Source organism: Streptomyces luteireticuli, assembly GCF_041519305.1.
In the GTDB taxonomy this organism is placed as follows: domain Bacteria; phylum Actinomycetota; class Actinomycetes; order Streptomycetales; family Streptomycetaceae; genus Streptomyces; species Streptomyces luteireticuli.
This window is the reverse complement of sequence record NZ_CP167927.1, coordinates 7038801-7057939: the sequence shown is the minus strand read 5'-3', so window position 1 is coordinate 7057939 and position 19139 is coordinate 7038801. Positions and strand designations below refer to the sequence as shown.

20 protein-coding genes are annotated in these 19139 nt (G+C 73.5%); 13 read left to right on the top strand and 7 right to left on the bottom strand.

All coding sequences use genetic code 11. From position 1 onward, the window contains the following. The first annotated feature begins 33 nt into the window (after positions 1–33). Together AB8735_RS31685 and AB8735_RS31680 are read left to right on the top strand one after the other, a co-directional pair. A complete protein-coding gene (locus AB8735_RS31685) occupies positions 34–882 on the top strand; it encodes a hypothetical protein (RefSeq protein ID WP_372411059.1) in 849 nt (282 codons plus the stop codon). A gap of 131 nt (positions 883–1013) precedes the next feature. After that, on the top strand, positions 1014–1208 hold the full coding sequence (locus AB8735_RS31680) for a hypothetical protein (protein ID WP_344022267.1): 195 nt from the start codon (positions 1014–1016) through the stop codon (positions 1206–1208). A 23-nt stretch (positions 1209–1231) separates the two neighbouring features. Here the strand turns inward: AB8735_RS31680 and AB8735_RS31675 are convergent, their stop codons facing one another. From AB8735_RS31675 to AB8735_RS31660, 4 genes are all read right to left on the bottom strand, one after another. Continuing rightward, positions 1232–2014 carry an SDR family oxidoreductase gene (locus AB8735_RS31675; protein ID WP_344022265.1) on the bottom strand — a complete coding sequence of 261 codons (783 nt, stop codon included), beginning with the start codon at positions 2012–2014 and terminating at the stop codon, positions 1232–1234. A gap of 216 nt (positions 2015–2230) precedes the next feature. After that, positions 2231–2734, bottom strand: coding sequence for a hypothetical protein (locus tag AB8735_RS31670; protein ID WP_372411056.1), 504 nt, complete (start codon positions 2732–2734; stop codon positions 2231–2233). Next, positions 2731–4164: a HAMP domain-containing sensor histidine kinase gene (locus AB8735_RS31665; protein WP_344022261.1), complete on the bottom strand. Its 1434-nt coding sequence runs from the start codon at positions 4162–4164 to the stop codon at positions 2731–2733. The genes AB8735_RS31670 and AB8735_RS31665 overlap by 4 nt, the downstream gene beginning before the upstream one ends. Positions 4165–4181: 17 nt before the next feature. Beyond that, complete coding sequence (locus AB8735_RS31660) at positions 4182–4883, bottom strand: response regulator transcription factor (protein ID WP_344022259.1); 702 nt, start codon at positions 4881–4883, stop codon at positions 4182–4184. 244 nt (positions 4884–5127) lie between these two features. Here AB8735_RS31660 and AB8735_RS31655 point away from each other — a divergent pair, with 244 nt between their 5' ends. Both AB8735_RS31655 and AB8735_RS31650 read left to right on the top strand, forming a co-directional pair. Next, positions 5128–6768 (top strand): acyl-CoA dehydrogenase family protein, encoded by a 1641-nt coding sequence (locus AB8735_RS31655; RefSeq protein WP_372411054.1) that lies wholly within the window; start codon positions 5128–5130, stop codon positions 6766–6768. 178 nt (positions 6769–6946) lie between these two features. Further along, positions 6947–7702, top strand: a complete 756-nt coding sequence (locus AB8735_RS31650) for a hypothetical protein (protein WP_344022255.1) — start codon at positions 6947–6949, stop codon at positions 7700–7702. On the opposite strand, the gene AB8735_RS31645 is transcribed toward AB8735_RS31650, so the two are convergent. Beyond that, positions 7680–8978: a cytochrome P450 gene (locus tag AB8735_RS31645; RefSeq protein ID WP_344022253.1), complete on the bottom strand. Its 1299-nt coding sequence runs from the start codon at positions 8976–8978 to the stop codon at positions 7680–7682. The genes AB8735_RS31650 and AB8735_RS31645 overlap by 23 nt on opposite strands. 143 nt (positions 8979–9121) lie before the next feature. Between AB8735_RS31645 and egtA the strand changes: the two genes are divergently transcribed. From egtA to AB8735_RS31605, 8 genes are all read left to right on the top strand, one after another. Then, on the top strand, positions 9122–10417 hold the full coding sequence (gene egtA / locus AB8735_RS31640) for an ergothioneine biosynthesis glutamate--cysteine ligase EgtA (protein ID WP_372411052.1): 1296 nt from the start codon (positions 9122–9124) through the stop codon (positions 10415–10417). Beyond that, the gene (egtB, locus tag AB8735_RS31635; protein WP_372411051.1) at positions 10414–11772 is read left to right on the top strand and encodes an ergothioneine biosynthesis protein EgtB; all 1359 of its coding nucleotides are present in this window, start codon (positions 10414–10416) and stop codon (positions 11770–11772) included. Before egtA ends, egtB begins: the two co-directional genes overlap by 4 nt. Then, positions 11772–12509 (top strand): ergothioneine biosynthesis protein EgtC, encoded by a 738-nt coding sequence (gene egtC, locus AB8735_RS31630; RefSeq protein WP_372411049.1) that lies wholly within the window; start codon positions 11772–11774, stop codon positions 12507–12509. The genes egtB and egtC overlap by 1 nt, the downstream gene beginning before the upstream one ends. Before the next feature lie 50 nt (positions 12510–12559). Further along, positions 12560–13558, top strand: a complete 999-nt coding sequence (egtD, locus tag AB8735_RS31625; protein WP_372411047.1) for an L-histidine N(alpha)-methyltransferase — start codon at positions 12560–12562, stop codon at positions 13556–13558. A gap of 33 nt (positions 13559–13591) precedes the next feature. Next, positions 13592–14077 (top strand): universal stress protein, encoded by a 486-nt coding sequence (locus AB8735_RS31620; protein WP_372411045.1) that lies wholly within the window; start codon positions 13592–13594, stop codon positions 14075–14077. Positions 14078–14286: 209 nt separating this feature from the next. Next, positions 14287–14499 (top strand): dodecin, encoded by a 213-nt coding sequence (locus tag AB8735_RS31615; RefSeq protein WP_344022241.1) that lies wholly within the window; start codon positions 14287–14289, stop codon positions 14497–14499. 2 nt (positions 14500–14501) lie between these two features. Next, positions 14502–14894, top strand: coding sequence for a VOC family protein (locus AB8735_RS31610; protein ID WP_372411043.1), 393 nt, complete (start codon positions 14502–14504; stop codon positions 14892–14894). Positions 14895–15009: 115 nt separating this feature from the next. Beyond that, on the top strand, positions 15010–15885 hold the full coding sequence (locus AB8735_RS31605) for a VOC family protein (protein ID WP_372411042.1): 876 nt from the start codon (positions 15010–15012) through the stop codon (positions 15883–15885). A gap of 21 nt (positions 15886–15906) precedes the next feature. Here the strand turns inward: AB8735_RS31605 and AB8735_RS31600 are convergent, their stop codons facing one another. Beyond that, entirely contained in the window at positions 15907–16887 is a 981-nt protein-coding gene (locus AB8735_RS31600; RefSeq protein WP_372411040.1) for an Lrp/AsnC family transcriptional regulator, read from the bottom strand. A gap of 84 nt (positions 16888–16971) precedes the next feature. On the opposite strand from AB8735_RS31600, the gene AB8735_RS31595 reads away from it, so the two are divergent. Then, entirely contained in the window at positions 16972–18456 is a 1485-nt protein-coding gene (locus AB8735_RS31595) for a carboxylesterase/lipase family protein (protein ID WP_372411038.1), read from the top strand. A gap of 145 nt (positions 18457–18601) precedes the next feature. Here AB8735_RS31595 and AB8735_RS31590 read toward each other — a convergent pair whose 3' ends face one another. After that, a complete protein-coding gene (locus AB8735_RS31590) occupies positions 18602–18877 on the bottom strand; it encodes a DUF6255 family natural product biosynthesis protein (RefSeq protein ID WP_372411036.1) in 276 nt (91 codons plus the stop codon). Between the last annotated feature and the right edge of the window lie 262 nt (positions 18878–19139).

Sequence of the window (19139 nt, the reverse complement as noted above, 5' to 3'; positions counted from 1 at the left end):
CCAACCGAGCTCCCTCTCCCGGAGGTTCGCACCATGGACGCAGCAGCCACGGCCCGCACCGTCTGGCAGCTGACCGAACCGGTCCACGCCGTCACGTACTTCGCCCCGGAGGGGCGGGCCGTCTTCGAGGAAGCCGGGCTGCGCGGCTGGTGGCGCGCCTACTTCGCGGGCCGCTCCGCACCGTTCGGCCCGGTGGGCCCGGAGCTGGTGACGGCCACGTTCTTCGGCTTCGCCCCCGGCACCGTGGCCCGCGCCCTGCCGTCGGTGTGGGAGATCGTCTCCCCCGGCCGCGCGCTGGAACTGCGGCGCGCGGGCGCACATGCCGCGCTGCGCCGACTGCTCGCGGGGCTGGAGACGGAGGCCGCACGGGCGGCGGAGCTGCTCGGCCGGCGCCTGGAAGGGCTCGACTGCGCCGGGCGGGCGCTGGGCGCGGCCAACGCGGCGCTGGGCCTCCCGGTCGACCCGCTGGACCGGCTGTGGCACGCGGCGACGCTGCTGCGCGAGCACCGGGGCGACGGTCATGTGGCGGCCCTGGTCGCGGCCGGTGTCGACGGCTGCGAGTCGCTCGTCCTGCGGAGCGGCATCGACGTGCCGCGCGAGGCGCTCCGGCCCTTCCGGGGATGGACGGACGAGGAGTGGGAGGCCGCCGCCGGACGCCTCGCGGACCGCGGACTGCTGGACGCGGACGGCAGAGCGACGGAGGAGGGCCGCCGGCTGTACGCGGAGGTCGAGGCGGCGACGGACCTGGCGGCGTCCCGGCCCTGGCAGGGCCCGGCACCGGAGGACGTCGACGCGCTGCTGACGGCCCTCGCGCCGCTGTCGCGGGCGTGCGCGGCGGTGCTGCCCGAGCTGAATCCCATCGGTCTGCCGCAGGCTTCATGAGAAATCCGGTCATGAGAACTCCGGCAGGTTTCATGAGAAATCTGTAACAGCGGGATCTTCTGTCACCTCGGGCCCGTCATCACCTGTGACAACGCAAGGATGAACGCACGACCGAGAGGCAGGACGGGACCATGGCACTGCCGCAGCTGTACAGGAAGAGGATCGCGGCACTGGTGACGGCCACGGTGCTCGGCTTCGCGGGGACCGTCACCGCCGCCGTCACCGCCGACGCGGTCGGCCGGGGGACGGACGCGAGCGCGCCGGTGGTGGTCGAGCAGCCGGCCGGGGGCGTCGTCCAGGTCGTGGACGAGGCCCCCGGCCGCTGACGGCGACAGGCCGACGGACGGAGCTAGTGGACGGAGAAGCCCCCGTCCACGAAGACCGCCTGCCCGGTGACGTACGCCGAGGCCCCGCTCGCCAGGAACACCGCCGCCCCCGCGAAGTCCTCCGCCAGCCCGTTGCGCCCCACGAGCGTGCGCGCGGCCAGCGCCTCCACCTTGGCCGGGTCGGACGACAGCCGCTCGTTGAGCGGCGTCATCACGAACCCCGGCACGAGCGTGTTGCAAGTGACCCCGTGCGGGGACCACGCCTCGGCCTGTGAACGCGCCAGGGACTCCAGCGCCCCCTTCGAGACGCCGTACGCGCCGCTCTGCACGAACGCGCGGTGGGCCTGCTGGGACGTGACGTGGATGATCCGCCCGTACCCCCGTCCGGCCATGCCCGGCCCGAATCGCTGCCCCAGCAGGAACGGTGCCTCCAGGTTCACGGCCATGGTGGCGTCCCAGACGTCCTCGCCCAGGTCGGTCATGGGCGGACGGAGGTTGATCCCGGCCGAGTTGACGAGGATGTCGGGCTCGCCGTAGACCTCCGCCGCACGGTCGGCGACCTCACGGACGCCGTCCCGGCTCCCGAGGTCCCCGCTCACCCAGGCGGCCCGGCAGCCGTCCTCGGTGAGCTCGTCCACGGTCGCGGCGAGCGCGGCCTCGCCGCGGGCGACGACCACGACGCGGGCGCCGGCGCGGGCGAGGGCGCCGGCTATGGCGCGGCCGATGCCGGAGCTGCCGCCGGTGACGAGGGCGACTCGGCCGTCGAGGGAGAAGAGGTGGGAGAGGTAGGCGTTCGGTGCGATCATGCGTGGCACCTTATGGGGTGTTGCCCCTGGCCCGCCCTTTCACCGTTTCTTTGCGCTCCGCGCGGGTGTCCTCAAGCGCCGGACGGGCTGAAATTCAGCCCGTCCGGCGTTTGAGGACTTCGCCCGAAGGGCGAATGGGGTCCGGGGTCTCCCCGGAAGAAACGGTGAAAGGGCGGGACCGGGGCACAACTCCCGCGAAGCGGAACCTGCACCCCCTTACCACCGATCACACACCAAATCCGGCAGCTTCTTCCCGTCCCCCACCAACGTCACCTTCACGTCCTGCCACCGCGAAGCCCCCGGCACCTCGTTGTGCGCCGCCGTGCACACCAGCTGCGTCCGCGCCGTCCGCGTCAACTTACTGACATCCAGCGGCAGTTGGATGGACACCTGGCCCCGCGCCGCCGTCACCGAGACCCCCGACTTCAGCATGACCTCGCTGACGAACTGCCGGGCACGTTCCGGCTCGTTGGGTCCCTGCAGCATCAGCTTCACCGCGTCCTCCGCGCTCACGGGTCCGTCCGCCGGGCGCGACGCTCCGACCACGTTGTTGGCGACGGCGAAGTAGAGCCGGGCGCTCCATCCACGCTCCCCGGGCCGTTTGGCGCCGGTCGCGGGCAGGCCGAAGTCGATGGCCTCGGTCCGCTCGATGCCGCAGCCGGTGAGCAGCACCGGCAGTGCCAGCAGCCCCACGGCGGCGAGCACGCGTCGCATCGTCATTCCTCCTCACCTCCGGCGCAGAGCGGCAGCTCCACGGTGAACACGGCCCCGCCCTCGGGGCCGTTGGCCGCCCGCACGGTGCCGTGGTGCAGCCGCGCGTTCTCCAGGGTGATCGCGAGGCCGAGGCCGCTCCCCTCGGAGCGGGTCCGGGCCGCGTCGGCCTTGTAGAAGCGGTCGAAGACGTGCGGCAGGACCTCGGGGTCGATGCCGGGGCCGCGGTCCGCGACCTCGATGGACAGACGCTCTTCGTCGGCGCGCAGCGAGACCCGTACCGGCTCCCCGCCGTGCCGCAGCGCGTTGCCGACGAGGTTGGCGACCACGACGTCGATGCGCCGGGTGTCGAGCCGGGCGCGCACGCCCTCCGCCAGGTCCGCGGCGACCTTGTCCTGCCAGCCCCGGGCCTGCAGCGTCTTGCGGACCGTCTCGGCGACGTCCACCTCGTCCAGGTGCAGCGCCGCGGCGCCCGCGTCGAAGCGGGATATCTCCATCAGGTCCTCGACCATGCGGGCCAGCTTTCCGGTCTCCTCGCTGATGAGCCGCACGGCGTGGGCCGTGTCCGGGTCGAGGGTCCCGGCGTCCTCGTCGAGGACGTCGACGACGGCGGTCATCGCGGCCAGCGGGGTGCGCAGTTCGTGCGAGACGTCGGCGGCGAAGCGCCGCGAGTTGGCCTCCATGCGCCGCAGTTCGGCGACGTTCTTCTCCAGCGCGGCGGCCATGCCGTTGAACGTCCGGGAGAGGTCGGCGAGTTCGTCGCCGCCGGTGATCTTCAGCCGGGTGTCGAGCGCGCCGTCGGTGATCTGCTGGGCGCCGCGGCGCAGTTCGCGGACGGGCCGCAGCACGCTGCGGGCGGCGAACAGGGCGGGGACGACGGCGAGTCCGACGGACAGCAGCGCCCCGCTCTGCGCCGCCTTGACCAGGGACTCGACGTTGGCGTCGTCCTCGCGCAGCGGGACGCGGGCGTAGACCTCCAGCCCGGAGGTGGTGCTGCTGTTCTGGTAGGTGACGGGCAGGCCGATGACGAGCCAGGGGCGGCCGTCGGACTCGACGCGCTGGACGGCCGGGATCCCGTTGCCGACCTTCTCCTGGACCCCGGAGCCGATGACGCCGTCGTCCTCGGGGCGCACCGCCGGGACCATCGGGCCGCCCTTGTAGCGGGTGTGGACGATCCAGTGCTGGGCGGCCTCGCCCGCCACATCGAGCCCCCTGGAGAAATTGGCCAGGTCGGCCTTCTCCGGCGGCATCCTGAGATCGGTCACCTGGGAGTTCACCTGGCCGCGCAGGGCGTTGACGGCGGTGTCCTGGGTCCGCTGGAGGATCGCGGTGCGCGCCTCGCGGAAGGTGAGCCCGGCGGTGGCCAGCGCGCTGAGCGCGGCGACGAGGAGGAAGGCGACGACGAGGCGGGCGCGCAGGCCGCGGGCCAGGCCGCGCACCCCTCCGCCGGGGCGTCTCACAGCGGGCCGAACCGGTAGCCGAAGCCGCGCACGGTCTGGATGTAGCGGGGCGAGCGCGTGGAGTCCTCGACCTTGGTGCGCAGCCGCATCACACAGGCGTCCACGAGGCGGGCGTCGCCGTGGTAGCTGTGCTCCCAGACGTGCTCCAGGAGCTGCTGGCGGCTGAAGACCCGGCCGGGGGTGGCGGACAGGTAGAGCAGCAGCTTCATCTCGGAGGGGGCGAGGGCGAGGTCCTGGCCGTGCTTGGAGACCAGCAGTCCGGCGCGGTCGACGACCAGGTCGCCGTGGGTCTCGGCGGGGGCGGGGCGCTCGGGGTCGGGGCCGCCGCCGTCGGGGAGGGCGGCGCGGCGCAGGACGGCGCGGATGCGGGCCTCCAGGACCTCGCCGCGGGCGGGCTTGACGATGTAGTCGTCGGCGCCGGCCTCCAGGCCGAGGACGACGTCGATGTCGTCGCTGCGGGCGGTGAGCATGATGATCGGCAGCTGCTGGGTGGTGCGGATGCGGCGGCAGACCTCGAAGCCGCTGATGTCGGGCAGCATCAGGTCGAGCAGGACGAGGTCGGGGCGGAAGGAGGCGAGGGCGGCGAGCCCGGCCTCGCCGGTCCCCGCGGCCTCGACCTCGTGGCCGCGGCGGCGCAGGGTGAGGGTGACCCCTTCCCTGACGGCCCGGTCGTCCTCGATCAGAAGCACGCGTGACATACGGACAGTATCTGTCGGGTAAGCACACCAATGCGTCGCGAGGGGTCCGCACCCGGGAACTGTCACCGATTCCTCATATTCCCCAACAGCCTCTCGGGGGGACGCGGGCCCCGCGATAATCGCCCCGGTTGTCCGTACTCCATCAAGTACGTTCCACAGAAGCACGCCCGCAGAAGTACGCCCGCAGAAGTACGTTCCGTAGCGCGTCCAGTACGTCTCGTAGCGCACCACCCGGAGGTCGCCCGTGAGCACGCACGAGGTCTTCAACCAGGCCCCGCCCCTGACCGGCTTCACCACCGCCGACGACCCGGCCCTGCTGGAGGCCCTCCGCAGGGACGGCGGCGGCTGGGGCGAGGAGGCGGTCCGCGCCCTCGGGGCCCGGGCGGGCTCGGCGGAGGTGCAGGAGTGGGCGCGCCAGGCCGAGGCGTACCCGCCGGTGCTGCGCACCCACGACCGCTACGGCCATCGCGTCGACGAGGTCGACTTCCACCCGGCCTGGCACCACCTGATGACCGCCGCCGTGGAGAGCGGCCAGCACGCCGCGCCCTGGATCCAGGCCCGCCCCGGCGCCCATCTGGTGCGGGCGGCCAAGTTCTACGTCTGGGCCCAGGCCGAGCCCGGCCACGGCTGTCCGGTCTCGATGACCAACGCCGCCGTCCCCGCCCTGCGGGCCGAGCCCGAACTGGCCGCCGCCTACGAGCCGTTGCTCGCCTCCCCCGTCTACGACCCCGGGCTGCGCCCGCCGCTCGCCAAACGCGGGCTGATCGCCGGCATGTCGATGACCGAGAAGCAGGGCGGCTCGGACGTCCGCGCCAACACCACCACGGCCGTCCCGGCCGGCGAGGGCACCTATGTGCTCACCGGGCACAAGTGGTTCACCTCGGCGCCGATGAGCGATGTGTTCCTGGTCCTGGCCCGGACCGAGGAGGGCCCGACCTGTTTCCTGATGCCGCGCGTCCTGCCCGACGGCACCCGCAACGCGATGCGCCTGATGCGGCTCAAGGACAAGCTGGGCAACCGCTCCAACGCCTCGGCGGAGGTCGAGTACGAGCGGGCCGTGGCCTGGCGGGTGGGCGAGCCGGGGCGCGGGGTGCGCACCATCGTCGAGATGGTCAACATGACGCGGCTCGACTGCGTGATCGGCTCCGCCGCCGGGATGCGGGCCGGGCTGCGGCAGGCGCTGCACCACACGGCGCACCGCCGGGCGTTCGGCGCGGAGCTGATCGACCAGCCGCTGATGCGCAACGTCCTGGCCGATCTGGCCGTCGAGTCGGAGGCCGCGACCGTCCTGGCGCTGCGGCTGGCGGCGGCGCTGGACCGGTCGGAGGCGGGGGATGCCGCCGAGGGGGCGCTGCGCCGGCTCGCGCTGGCGGCCGGGAAGTACTGGGTGTGCAAGCGCGGCAGCGCGCACGCCGCGGAGGCGCTGGAGTGCCTGGGCGGCAACGGGTACGTGGAGGAGTCGGGCCTGCCGCGGCTGTACCGGGAGGCGCCGCTGCTGTCCATTTGGGAGGGCTCGGGCAACGTCGCGGCCCTGGACGTGCTGCGGGCACTGCGGCGGGAACCGGCCGCGCTGGACGCCTACGAGGCGGAGGTCGCGCTCGCGGCGGGCGCGGACGCCCGGCTGGACGCGGCGGCGGACGGGCTGCGGGAGCTGCTGGGCTCGCTCGGGGACGGCGAGCGGGACCAGCTGGCCGCCCGGCGGCTCGCCGAGCGGCTGACGCTCGTCCTCCAGGGCGCCCTGCTGGTGCGGCACGCGCCCCCGGCGGTGGCCGACGCGTTCTGCGCGTCGCGGCTGGGCGGGGACTGGGGGCAGGCGTTCGGCACCCTGCCGGCGGGCACCGACTTCGGAGCGGTCCTGGAGCGGGCGCGGGCGAAGGACGCGTAAAGACGGGCGAAGGGCGCGTAAGGAAGGGACAAGGGACACACGTACAAAGGGACACACGCACACCGGATTCGAACAGCTCACCTCATCGAGGGAAACGCGGCGGCCATCCGGGTGAACGGGCGGCGGGGGAAGCAGGATCACGGCGCACCCCCGCCGCCCGTTCCTCCCGGAGACGCCCATGTCCGACTGGCTGGTCCTGGTCCTCACGATCGCCGTCGCGACCGCCGTCGTGCTGTCCATCGCCCTGTTCAAGGAGCGCGGGCGCGGCCCGGACCGGGACCGGTCCGGGATCCCGGACGTGATCGAGTACATGACGATGATGATCGGCGTGGTCTACGCGATCGTGCTGGGCCTGGCCATCGCCGGCGTCTGGGAGGCGCGCAACACCGCGCAGGCCACCGTCCAGGCCGAGGCGCAGGCCCTGCACGAAGTGACCGAGCGCGTCCAGGCGTTCGCGCCGCCGGCCCGCGACCGGGTCCGGCAGGACGTGGACGCCTATGTGCGCTACGTGGTGCGCGAGGAGTGGCCCGGCATGCTCGACACGGGCGAACTGACCGGCCGGGGCGCGGCGTTGCTGGACCGGGTGCGGACCGACGTCACCGCGTACGTGCCGCGCGACGACCACGAGGGCCAGTCCTACCAGCCGCTGCTGGACCAGGTCGGCGCCGCGGACGCGGCCCGCAACGCCCGGGCGCAGGGCGCCGGCGACACCATGCCGGGGGTGGTGTGGTTCGGGCTGATCGGCGGGGCGCTGGTCGCGGTGGGGCTGATCTTCACCCTGCAGATCCGGCGCTCCTCGCGGGAGTTGCTGCTCGCCGGGGTCTACACCGCGCTGATCGCCTTCCTCCTCTTCCTCATCTGGGACTTCAACTCGCCCTTCGGGCACGCCCCTTCGGACACCACGGACGCGTTCACGGCGCTGTTCTCCACCTGACGGGCAGGTGCTTGAGGCCGTTCTGGAAGTTGGAGGTGAGCCGGACGGGTTCGCCTGCCCGTCCGAGGCCGGGCAGCAGGTCGAGGGCGGCCCGCAGCAGGGCTCCCGTCTGGACGCGCGCGAGATGGGCGCCCAGGCAGAAGTGCGGGCCGAAGCCGAAGCTGACGTGGTCGTTGGGGCTGCGGGTGATGTCGAAGCGGTCGGGGTCGGGGAAGACGCGCTCGTCGCGGTTGGCCGAGCCGTGGTGGACGACGACCTTCTCGCCGCGCCGTATGCGCACCCCCGCGAGTTCGGTGTCCCGGGTGGCGGTGCGCCGGAAGTGCAGCACCGGCGGCCAGTACCGCAGCGCCTCCTCGACCGCCGTGGCGGTGAGCCCGGGTCGCTCGCGCAGCAGGGCCAGCTGGTCCGGGTGGTCGAGGAGGGTGTGCAGGGCGCCGGGTATGCCGTTGCGCAGGGTCTCGTTCCCGGCCACGGCGAAGAGGAAGAACATGGTCTCGAACTCGTCGCCGGACAGGCCAGCCTGCCGCATCCGGGCCATGACGCTGCCCGCCCTCGGCCGCCGCGCGAGCCCGTGGGCGTAGGCGAACATGTCGGGCAGGGCGGCCCGGGAGCGGGGGTTGAGCGGGGCGCCGTCGGGCCGGACGAGCGGTCCGGGGCGCAGGGCGTGCGCGGCGCGGCCCAGGGGGCTGAGCTGCGCGGGGTCGACGGCGTCGGCGTCGGCGCGCTCGGGGTCCTGGTAGCCGATGACCCGGTCCGCCCAGTCCGCCAGCAGGGCGCGGTCCTCCTCGGGGACGCCCATGAGATGCGCGAGGGTCCGTACGGGCAGGTCGGCGGCGAGCGGCACGAAGTCGCACGTTCCGTGCGGGGCGACGGCCCCCACCAGGGCGCGCGCCCGCGCCTCGATGACGTCCTCCAGCTCCCGCACCGCGCGCGGGGTGAACGCGGCGGCGACGATGCGGCGCAGCCGTACGTGGCCGGGCGGGTCCTGGTTGAGCATCATGGCCCGGGCGAAGCGCAGGTCCTCCGGGCTGTCGGGGTCCCGCAGCTGGGTCGCGCCCAGGTGGGAGGAGAAGAGCTCGGGGGTGCGCAGCACGTGTTTGACGTCGGCGTGCCGGAAGACGGCCCAGTAGCCGGGACCGGCGGGCCAGTCGCCGACCGGTGGTTCGGGCACCCGGCACACGGGGGCGTGCTCGCGCAGCTCCCGGTAGAGCGCGTAGGGGACGCCCCGGGCGTGGGCCGCGGGGTCGAAGACGGCGGTCACCTGGAGTGCGGTCACCCCGGGACCGTACGCCGCGGCCGGCCGGGCGCGTCAAGGCCGTCAGGGCGCCGTCAAGGACCCGGCGGCGAGAGGCCGGGCGAGTGGTGCCGTCCGATTGGGGGTACAGGAAATTGGGGCTTACCGACAGGAGGGCACCCGGAGTGACCGACGAGAGCACAGCCTATGGTGCGGGCTCCGCCCGGACGGTCAGCGTGGACGAGGCGGAGGCCCTGGTCCGGGGCATCTGCTTCAAGACCGGACCACCCAGGCTCCTGGGGGTCGAGCTGGAGTGGCTCGTCCACGACCTGCACGATCCCACCCGACCCGTCGAACCGGCCCGGCTGGCCGCGGCCGCCGACCGCCTGCAGAAACTCCCGCTGCGATCGCTGCTCACCGTCGAGCCCGGCGGCCAGATCGAGTTCAGCTCGCAGCCCACCGACTCCCTCACCGCCTGTGTGGAGGAGGTGGCCGCCGATCTCGCCCTCGCCCGCGCCGAGTTGCGGGACATCGGGCTCTTCCTCTCCGGTTACGGCAAGGAGCCGTGGACCCATCCCGGCCGCGTGGTCGTCACCCGCCGGTACGACGCGATGGAGGTCTTCTACAACTCCTGGAACGAGGCCGGGAGCACCATCATGTGCCGCACCGCCTCCGTCCAGGTCTGCCTCGACGCGGGGCACGAGGAACCCGGCCCGCTGGGCTTCGGCCGCCGCTGGCGGCTGGCGCACCTGCTGGGCGCGGTGCTCAACGCGGCGTTCGCCAACTCCCCGCTGCACAAGGGCCGTCCGACCGGCTGGCGCTCCACCCGCCAGGCGACGTACGCGCGCATGGACCCCGGCCGCACCCTCGCCCCCGCCGAGGACATGGAGCCGCGCGCCGCGTGGACGCAGTACGCGCTGGACGCGGAGGTGATGTTCGTCCGGGGCGAGAACGGCCCGTGGGAGCCGAGGCGGGGGCTGGCGCTGCGCGAGTGGCTGCGCACCGGCGAGCCGCGGCCGGCCACAGTGGGCGACGTGCTCTACCACCTCACCACGCTGTTCCCGCCGATACGGCCGCGCGGCCACCTGGAGCTGCGCATGATCGACGCACAGCCCGGGGAGGACGGCTGGATGGTGCCGCTGGCCGTGACGGTGGCCCTGTTCGACGATCCGTCGGCGGCCGAGACCGCGTACCGGACGGTCAAGGCCCTGGCGGACACGGCGGCCGGGGAGCCGACCCCGCGCAATCCGCTGTGGCGCAGGGCGGCGCGGGACGGGCTCTCGGACCCCGAGCTGCACGCCGCGGCCGTCGTCTGCTTCGCAGCGGCCCGGGAGGCCCTGCCCCGGCTGGGGGCCTCGCCGCGGATCCTCGCGGCGGTGGACGAGTTCATCGGCCGGTACGTGGTGCGGGGCCGCTGCCCCGCCGACGATCTGCTGGACCTGGTCGCGGAACGTCCCGTGGACACGGAGGCCGGCTCGTGACCGGCCGCGGGGAGGAGAACGGAAACGGAACGGAGTACGGGGCAGGTCCCGGCGCGCTGCGACGGCGCGCCGCGGACGCCCTGCTCACGGCCCGTGAGCGCACCGGCGCGCTCACGGGCTGCGTGCCGGACGCCGAACTGTCCGCCCAGCACTCGCCGTTGATGTCGCCGCTGGTGTGGGACCTGGCGCACATCGGCAATCAGGAGGAGCTGTGGCTGTGGCGCGCGGTGGGCGGGCAGGCGGCGCTGCGGCCCGAACTCGACCCGCTCTACGACGCGTTCGAGCACCCGCGGGCCGAGCGCCCGTCGCTGCCGCTGCTGCCGCCCGACCAGGCGCGCGGCTATGCGGCGGATGTACGGGGGCGGGTGCTGGACCTCCTGGACAGCGTCCCGGTGGAGGGCGGCGGGCCGCTGCTGGAGGCGAGCTTCGCCTTCGGGATGATCGCCCAGCACGAGCAGCAGCACGACGAAACCATGCTGATCACCCATCAGCTGCGGTCCGGGCCCGTGGCGCTGACCGCCCCCGAGCCGCCGCCCGCCCCGGCGGACGCCGCCGCACTGCCCCGTGAAGTCCTCGTCACGGGCGGCCCGTTCACCATGGGCACCACCGCCGAGCCCTGGGCGCTGGACAACGAACGGCCCGCCCATGTGCGCGACGTCCCGGCGTTCTTCCTGGACACCGTGCCCGTGAGCAACCGCGCCTACCAGCACTTCATCGAGGACGGCGGCTACGACGAGCCGCGCTGGTGGCACCCGGCGGGCTGGGAGCAGGTGCGCCGCCACGGCCTGACCGCACCGCTGTTCTGGCGGCGGGAGGGCACGGTCTGGGTGCGCCGCCGCTTCGGCGCGGTGGAGCCCGTACCGCCCGAGGAGCCGGTGCTGCACGTGAGCTGGTACGAGGCGGCCGCATACGCCGCCTGGGCGGGGCGGCGGCTGCCGACGGAGGCCGAGTGGGAGAAGGCCGCCCGGCACGACCCCGCCTCCGGCCGCTCCCGGCGCTACCCCTGGGGCGACACGGACCCCGCGCCGCGCCACGCCAACCTCGGCCAGCGGCACCTGCGTCCGGCGCCCGTCGGCTCGTACCCGGACGGCGCCTCGCCGCTGGGCGTGCGGCAGTTGATGGGCGACGTATGGGAGTGGACGGCGAGCGACTTCCTGCCGTACCCCGGCTTCCGCGCCTTCCCCTACCGCGAGTACTCCGAGGTCTTCTTCGGGACTTCCCACAAGGTGCTGCGCGGCGGTTCCTTCGGCGTCGCGCCCGTCGCCTGCCGGGGCACCTTCCGCAACTGGGACCTGCCGCAACGCCGGCAGATCTTCGCCGGCTTCCGCACCGCGCGCGATGCGGAGCCGCGCTGATGTGCCGGCACCTGGCCGTCCTGGGCCCCGACGCCCCGCTCGGCGCGTCCGTCGCCGAACCGCCGCACTCCCTGGTGCGGCAGTCCTGGGCGCCGCGCCGACAGCGGTACGGCACGGTCAACGCCGACGGCTTCGGCATCGGCTGGTACGCGGACGGCGATCCGCGGCCCGCGCGCTACCGCAGGGCCGGGCCCGTCTGGGCCGACCGGTCCTTCGCCGACCTGATACGCGTCGTCCGCAGCCGGGCGCTGCTGGCCGCGGTGCGGGACGCGACCGTGCCCGGCGACGGCGAGGACGCGGCGGCGCCGTTCACCACGGGCCGCTGGCTCTTCAGCCACCAGGGCGCGCTGACCGGCTGGCCCGACTCCGCGGTGCCGCTCGCGCCGCTGCTGCCGCCGGGCGCACTGCTGCGCCTGGAGGCCCGCTGCGACGCGGCGTTCGTCTGGGCCCTGGTGGCGCACCGGCTGCTGGCCGGCGCCGCGCCCGAACGGGCGCTGGCCGGGGCCGTGATCACGCTGGCGGAGGCCGCACCCGGGTCCCGGCTGAACCTGCTGCTGACCGACGGCGCGGTGGTGACCGCCACCGCCTGGGGGGACGCCCTCTGGTACCTCGCCGGTCCCGGTGAACGGGTCGTCGTGGCGTCCGAGCCCTACGACGACGACCCGCGCTGGACCGAGGTGCCCGACCGCACCCTCCTGACCGCCGACCGCACCCGCCTCTCCCTCTCCCCCCTGTAGCCCCCCTGTAGCCCTTCGTCGGTCCTTCTTTCGCGCAAGGAGCCCCTTCCGTGAGCCCGTTCGCCCTCACCCGCACCCTTCCGCCCGACGCGACGGCCGCCGCCCTGCGCGCCGACGTCGCCGAGGGACTGACCAGCTCGCCCAAGGCGCTCCCGCCGAAGTGGTTCTACGACGCGCGGGGCAGCGAACTCTTCGACGAGATCACGCTGTTGCCCGAGTACTACCCCACGCGCGCCGAGCGCGAGATCCTGCTGGCCCGGGCGGACGCGATCGCCCGCGCCACCGCCGCCCGCACCCTCGTCGAACTCGGCTCCGGCTCCTCCGACAAGACCCGCCACCTCATCCGCGCCCTGCCGCACCTGCACACCTACGTCCCCGTCGACGTCAGCGAGAGCGCCCTCGCCGGGGCCGCCGCGACGCTGCTGGAGGAGCACCCGGAGCTCACCGTGCACGCGCTCGTCGCCGACTTCCAGGACGGGCTCGTCCTCCCGGACACCCCGGGGCCGCGCCTGCTGGCCTTCCTCGGGGGCACCATCGGCAACCTGCCGCCCGCCGAGCGCGCGGACTTCCTCGCCGTGCTGCGGGAACGGCTGGCCCCGGGCGACGCCCTGCTCCTGGGCACCGACCTGGTCAAGGACGAACGCGCCCTGGTCGCCGCCTACGACGACGCGCGGGGCGTCACCGCCGCCTTCAACAAGAACGTGCTCCTGGTCGTCAACCGCGAACTGGGCGCGGACTTCGACCCCGACGACTTCGGCCACGTCGCCCTGTGGGACCCGGACCAGGAGTGGATCGAGATGCGGCTGCGGGCGCTGCGCCCCGTGACCGTCAAGGTCCGCGCCCTCGACCTCGAGGTCTCCTTCGAGAAGGGCGAGGAGCTGCGCACCGAGATCTCCGCGAAGTTCCGCCGGGAGAAGGTCGCGCGGGAGCTGGCGGCGGCGGGCCTGGAGCTCGCCCACTGGTGGACCGACTCCGCCTCCCGCTTCGCCCTCTCCCTCTCCCGCCCCTGCCCCGCGGGGGACTGGAACGGGGGCTGGACCAGGGACTGAAATCCCCGTATATCCGCAGGTAGCCTTGGGGGTGTGAACGACGAGCAGCGCACCCCCGAGAGCGCCGGCCTGCCCACCGGCTTCGAACGCGGCACCGACGGCCCCAAGGTGATCGTCGTCGGCGTCGACGGTTCCGAGTCCTCCTGGCGCGCCGCCTCCTACGCCGCAGGCCTGGCCCGCCGCCAGCACGCGCTGCTCGCGCTCGTCTACGTCCAGCCGATCCTCGCGGGCAGTGCGGCACTCGGCGCGCCCGTGAGCGATGTGACGGAGGAGGTCGCGGAGGAACTCCTGGGCGAGATCCGCGCGACGACGGAACGTCTGCGGGACGTCTACTCCGTCCGCTGGGAGTTCCACACCTTCCGCGGCGACCCGTTCTCCGGCCTGGTCCGGGCCGCGGACGACCTGAAGGCGGACGCGGTCGTCGTCGGCGCGTCGGAACGGGCGGGGCACCGGATTGTGGGGTCGGTGGCGGTGCGGCTGGTGAAGGCGGGGCGGTGGCCGGTGACGGTTGTGCCGTAAACCCAGCCCGTCCGGCGTTTGAGGACAGCGCCCGAAGGGCGCTTCAGGGGCCTGGGGCTTGCCCCGGAAGAAACGGTGAAATGGGGGTGCCCCCTCTGGGGGAGGGCCAGGGGCAAAATCCCCCGAACGCCCCACCGCCCGCGCGCCTCGGCCCGCGCCAAGGCACCCTGGAAGGACGGCCCCGGCACGAGGCACACGAGGGAGAGCCCATGCCCAACCACACCTACCGGGTGACGGAGATCGTCGGCTCGTCCGCGGACAGCATGGACGACGCGATCCGCAACGGCATCGCCCGCGCCGCCCAAACGCTCCGGGAACTCGACTGGTTCGAAGTCACCCAGGTACGCGGCCACTTGGAGAACGGCCGGATCGCCCATGTACAAGTCGGCCTGAAGGTGGGCTTCCGGCTGGAGGACGCATAGCCGTGCCCCCGACACCGACGCCCCCGCTCCGTGACAGCAAGGCGTTCAGCGGCTTCTCCGTGGACGACGTACCCGAGGCGGCCCGCTTCTACGGCACGACCCTGGGCCTCGACGTGACCGAGGAACACGGCCTGCTGCACCTGCACCCGGCCGGCGGGGCGACCATCCTGGTCTACCCCAAGGCCGACCACACCCCCGCCTCGTTCACCGTCCTCAACTTCCCCGTGCCGGACATCGAGCAGGCCGTGGACGAACTCACGGCCCGTGGCGTCGAGTTCGAACGCTACCCGGGCCTGGAGGCGGACGAGAAGGGCATCTTCCGCGGCGGGGGCCCGCTCATCGCCTGGTTCACGGACCCGGCGGGGAACGTGCTGTCGGTGCTCCAGGAGCGCTAGCGACCCGACCTCCCGGGTGACCGATTCCGTCCCCCGGGGCGCCCCCCGTGTCGGATCACGGCGTCGACCGGCCGCCCGGTCGGCGATCGGCCCTTTTCCGGGCCATGATCGGTCCATGACCCGGGACATCCATGGCCTGCACCACACGAGCATCCTCACCCGCGACCTGGACGGACTGGCGCACGCCTACCTCTCGTTCGGCTTCGCCCTCAGCCCCCGCTCCCGCCATCGGCTGAGCGAAGGGGCGGGGCGGGACCCCGTCCTCACCTGCACCGCCAACCGGTGCGCCCTGTTCGGCGACTCCTACATCGAACTGCTGGGCATCGTCGACGAGTCGGCGCCCGATCCGTGGCGCGCCCGGGCGACGGCCGACCGGTACGAGGGGTTCCAGGCGGTCGCCTTCGACACCGACGACGCCGGGATCTCCGGCCGGCGGCTGACCGCCGCCGGGCTGCCCGCCTCGGACGTCGTGGAGCTGGAGCGCGGCGCCGCCACCCGGGACGGCAACCGCACCCTGCGGGCCCGGTTCGTCCACCTCGACCCGGCGGCGACCGGCGAGGGCCGGGTGGGCATAGCCCAGCACCTGACCCGCGAGTATGTGCACCAGCCGCACTTCCTCGACCATCCCAACGGCGCGCACGGCCTCGGCGGCGTCCTGATCGTCGCCGACGACCCCGTCTTCGCGGCGGTCGTGGACCGGTACGCGCGGATCCTGGACACCGTGCCGCACCGCCAAGGGCCCCTCGCCGCACTGGAGATGGGCTCCGGGCGGGTGGACGTCGTCCGCGCCTCGGCGGCCGGGGAGCTCCTCCCCGGCGAGCCCGTGCCCGCCCCCTCCTACCTGGCCGCGATGACGGTGCGGGTCGAGGACGTCGGCGTCGCCCGCGGCATCGTCGAGCGCAACGGGACCGCCACGCGCACCACGGAGGACGGGTTCTTCGTCTCCGCGCGCGACGCGTGCGGCGCCGGCCTGTTCTTCACCGCACGATGAGCAGGGATTTCAGCAGGGACTTCAGGATCCGCGGTCCACCGGTATCGCCCCGATGAGGAGGCAGGACGGCCTGGCGTGGCGGGTGACCACGGCGGTCTCCACGGACCGCACCCCGTCCAGCGCCCCGATCCGTTCGTTGACGTAGTCGTACAGCGCGATTTCATCGCGGCAGACCATAACGGCCAGCAACTGGTGCGGACCGCTCGTCGCCCCGACGAAGGTCGTACCGGGGTCGCCGGCCAGCGCTCCGGCCACGGAGGAGATGCGGGAGGGGGTGACGGACAGCCAGAGCAGGCACTGGGCCGAGTAGCCGAACAGGCGGGGATCGGTGGCGACGTCGAAGCGGATCGTCCGCGACTCGCGCAATTCCTCCAGCCGTCGGCGGACGGCGGACTCGGACCAGCCGACGGTACGGGCCAGTTGGGGGTAGGCGGCCCGGCCGTCGGCGGCGAGTGCCGGCAACAGCCGCCGGTCGAGGTCGGTGAGGGCCACGGGGGTGCCGTCACCGGCCTGCCGACGGTGATCCGTCAGGTGGCGCAGCAGCCGCTGCGCGTCGGCGTGGACGATTCCCTGACGGTACGTCAGTCCGGCGAGCGGCGCCGGTGCGCCGTCCATCGTCCGGAAGAGACACACGATCTCCGTACCGCTCGACACCAGGCACACCCATGGGGTGTCCGGCCGCCGTGCCAGCGCATCGGCGACGGCATGCGCGGCGTCCGGCAGCACGCGCAGCCGCACCAGCCACTCCCCCTGCCCGGTACGGCTGCTGTCGGGTACGACCGTCACCCGGACGACGCCGGAGGCGCGCAGGCGGTCGAAGCGGCGGGCGACCGTCCGGTCCGAGACACCGAGGACGTCGGCGATCCGGCGGAACGGGGCGCGTCCGTCGAGTTGCAGCGCGTGCAGGATCCGCAGGTCGAGCGGGTCCACGACGAACGACGGGCTTGTCGTGGTGAGCGGTGAGGCGACCAATGGGGCGACCGACGAGGTGACCGAATCCACCCCTCCAGGCTAGACCGATGTCGCTTCACGGCGTCGTCCGGGAGTTCGAGGAGCGAATGAGCGATTCCGGGCCATGATCCACTCATGAACGACGACGACATACGCAACTCGCGTAGCACGGGCATCTCCCGACGCACCTTGCTCCGGGCCGGAGCCGTAGGAGCGGGCGCCGCGGCCCTCCCGACCCCCTTCGTACACGCCGCCCAACTCGCCCCCGACGCCCGGACGGTCGTCACCACGACGTCGGGCCGCGTCCGCGGCCGGGCCGCCGGTACGGTCACCGCCTTCCGCGGCATCCCCTACGCCCGTACCGACCGCTTCTCCCCGCCGCGCCCGGTCCAGCCCTGGACGGGCGTCCGCGACGCCCTCGAACCGGGCCCCGCGGCCCCCCAACTCACCTCCCCCCTGGCCCATGTGATGGGCGACTTCACCGTCCCCCAGTCCGAGGACTGCCTCTCCCTCAACGTGTGGGCGCCGCCCGGCACCGGACATCCGGTGCTGGTCTTCCTCCACGGCGGCGGCTTCTGGACCGGCGGGGCGGGACTGCCCTGGTACGACGGGGCCGCCCTCGCCGCCACCGGCGACATCGTCGTGGTGACCGTCGCCTACCGCCTCGGCACGCTGGGCTTCCTCGACCTCCCCGGAGTCAGCGAGCCCAACCTGGGCCTGCGCGACCAACTGGCCGGACTGCGCTGGCTCCACGACAACATCGCGGCCTTCGGCGGCGACCCCTCCAACATCACCCTGTCCGGCCAGTCGGCGGGCGGCTACTCCATCCTCGCCATGCTGGCCAACCCCCGGGCCAAGGGCCTCTTCCACCGCGCCATCCTGCAGAGCGTCCCCTCCGGCATGCCGCCCGGCACCGCGGAGGAGGCCAAGGCGCACAGCGAACTCCTCCTGAAACAGCTGGGCCTGGGCCCGTCCGACGGCGCCCGCCTGCGCACCGTCCCGGTCGCCGACCTGCTCCACGCCCAGAACGCCGTGGCCATGGCCACGGCCAGGCCGCTCAACGCGATCCCGCCCTTCCAGCCCGTCGCCGACGGCGACCTGGTGCAGGACGACCCGGTGCGTGCCGCGGGGGCACTCACCGACGCCGGCATCCAGGTCATGCTGGGCAACACCCGCGACGAGGCCGGGGCTTACATCGTCGGCGACCCGGCCGTGGAGAAACTCACCCAGGACGACCTGAACCGGTTCGCGACGCAGTGGTTCGGCGACGCGTCCTATGCCACCCCCCACGGCCGGACGGTCACCCAGGTCGTCGTCGACATGTGCACTCAACAGCTCTTCCGCAACCCGGAAGACCACTTGGCCAAGCTCCTCACCGACCGCGGCACGCCCCCCTGGCGCTACCAGTTCGACTGGTCGCCGAAGCACAGCGAGTACGGCGCGTGCCACTGCATCGAACTCCCCTTCCTGCTCGGCTCCCCGGGCGCCTGGAAGGACGCGGCGATGCTGGCCGGCGAACAGCCGACGGCCCTGGCCGGCGAAGTCCAGCGCGCGTGGGCGTCGTTCGCGCGGAACGGGGACCCGGGCTGGGCGGCGGGCGCCGTCCACCACTTCAACTGAACTGACCGGCAAGGTGGTTGGGTGGGGCGGTGCGGGCACGGGGCCGTACCGCCCCCCCCTCGCGGGCGGACGAGGACACGGCCGACCGGCGGCGGCCTGGTCCCGTACATCTCTCACGTGGGACGCGTCACAACTGCCCGCCTCATCAGACAGCCAGGCGCCACATTCTGTTGCTGCTTCCCCAGCGGCAGAGGTTGTGGAGACCACGCGAGATGAGGATCGCCGCCGAGCGGTCCGCGCGGGCGCGGTCTCTCGGTGGCGAGGCGGTCGAGGTGGTCGCGGTCGGGCGTTCCGGGGTGCGGAGGGCGCGGTAGTCGGTGAAGCGGCGTGTGCCGCAGTCGCGGCAGCGCGCCTCTCCTTCGCCGGGCTCCCAGCCCGAGCGGTGCGGGCAGTGACTGATCAAGCGTCCTACGGCACGCATCAGTTGCTCCTCCGGGGCGCCGAAGCGGAGTGGACCGCAATCCAATGCGTGTACCTGGCGGCGGTGGCGTTCCGGGAACGCGGCCAGTCCTGCATCGCAGCAGCCGTCTGCCCGGCCGCTTCGAGCTCGGCGCACTCGTCGCAACCCGACTGGTACGGGCGCAGTCCTGCTGCCTGACGCTCCTCCCTGGTCGCCAACCGCAGCGCACTCGCGGAAGCCTCCCAACGCGAGCTGCCGTACGGCTCACGGACCTCGACGAGGT

Excerpts from the sequence above, each read along its gene's own strand:
- AB8735_RS31685 (WP_372411059.1), top strand. The coding sequence starts at position 34 with ATGGACGCAGCAGCCACGGCCCGCACCGTCTGGCAGCTGACCGAACCG.
- AB8735_RS31680 (WP_344022267.1), top strand. The coding sequence starts at position 1,014 with ATGGCACTGCCGCAGCTGTACAGGAAGAGGATCGCGGCACTGGTGACG.
- AB8735_RS31675 (WP_344022265.1), bottom strand. The coding sequence starts at position 2,014 with ATGATCGCACCGAACGCCTACCTCTCCCACCTCTTCTCCCTCGACGGC.
- AB8735_RS31670 (WP_372411056.1), bottom strand. The coding sequence starts at position 2,734 with ATGACGATGCGACGCGTGCTCGCCGCCGTGGGGCTGCTGGCACTGCCG.
- AB8735_RS31660 (WP_344022259.1), bottom strand. The coding sequence starts at position 4,883 with ATGTCACGCGTGCTTCTGATCGAGGACGACCGGGCCGTCAGGGAAGGG.
- AB8735_RS31650 (WP_344022255.1), top strand. The coding sequence starts at position 6,947 with ATGTCCGACTGGCTGGTCCTGGTCCTCACGATCGCCGTCGCGACCGCC.
- egtC (WP_372411049.1), top strand. The coding sequence starts at position 11,772 with ATGTGCCGGCACCTGGCCGTCCTGGGCCCCGACGCCCCGCTCGGCGCG.
- AB8735_RS31615 (WP_344022241.1), top strand. The coding sequence starts at position 14,287 with ATGCCCAACCACACCTACCGGGTGACGGAGATCGTCGGCTCGTCCGCG.
- AB8735_RS31605 (WP_372411042.1), top strand. The coding sequence starts at position 15,010 with ATGACCCGGGACATCCATGGCCTGCACCACACGAGCATCCTCACCCGC.
- AB8735_RS31595 (WP_372411038.1), top strand. The coding sequence starts at position 16,972 with ATGAACGACGACGACATACGCAACTCGCGTAGCACGGGCATCTCCCGA.
- AB8735_RS31590 (WP_372411036.1), bottom strand. The coding sequence starts at position 18,877 with ATGCGTGCCGTAGGACGCTTGATCAGTCACTGCCCGCACCGCTCGGGC.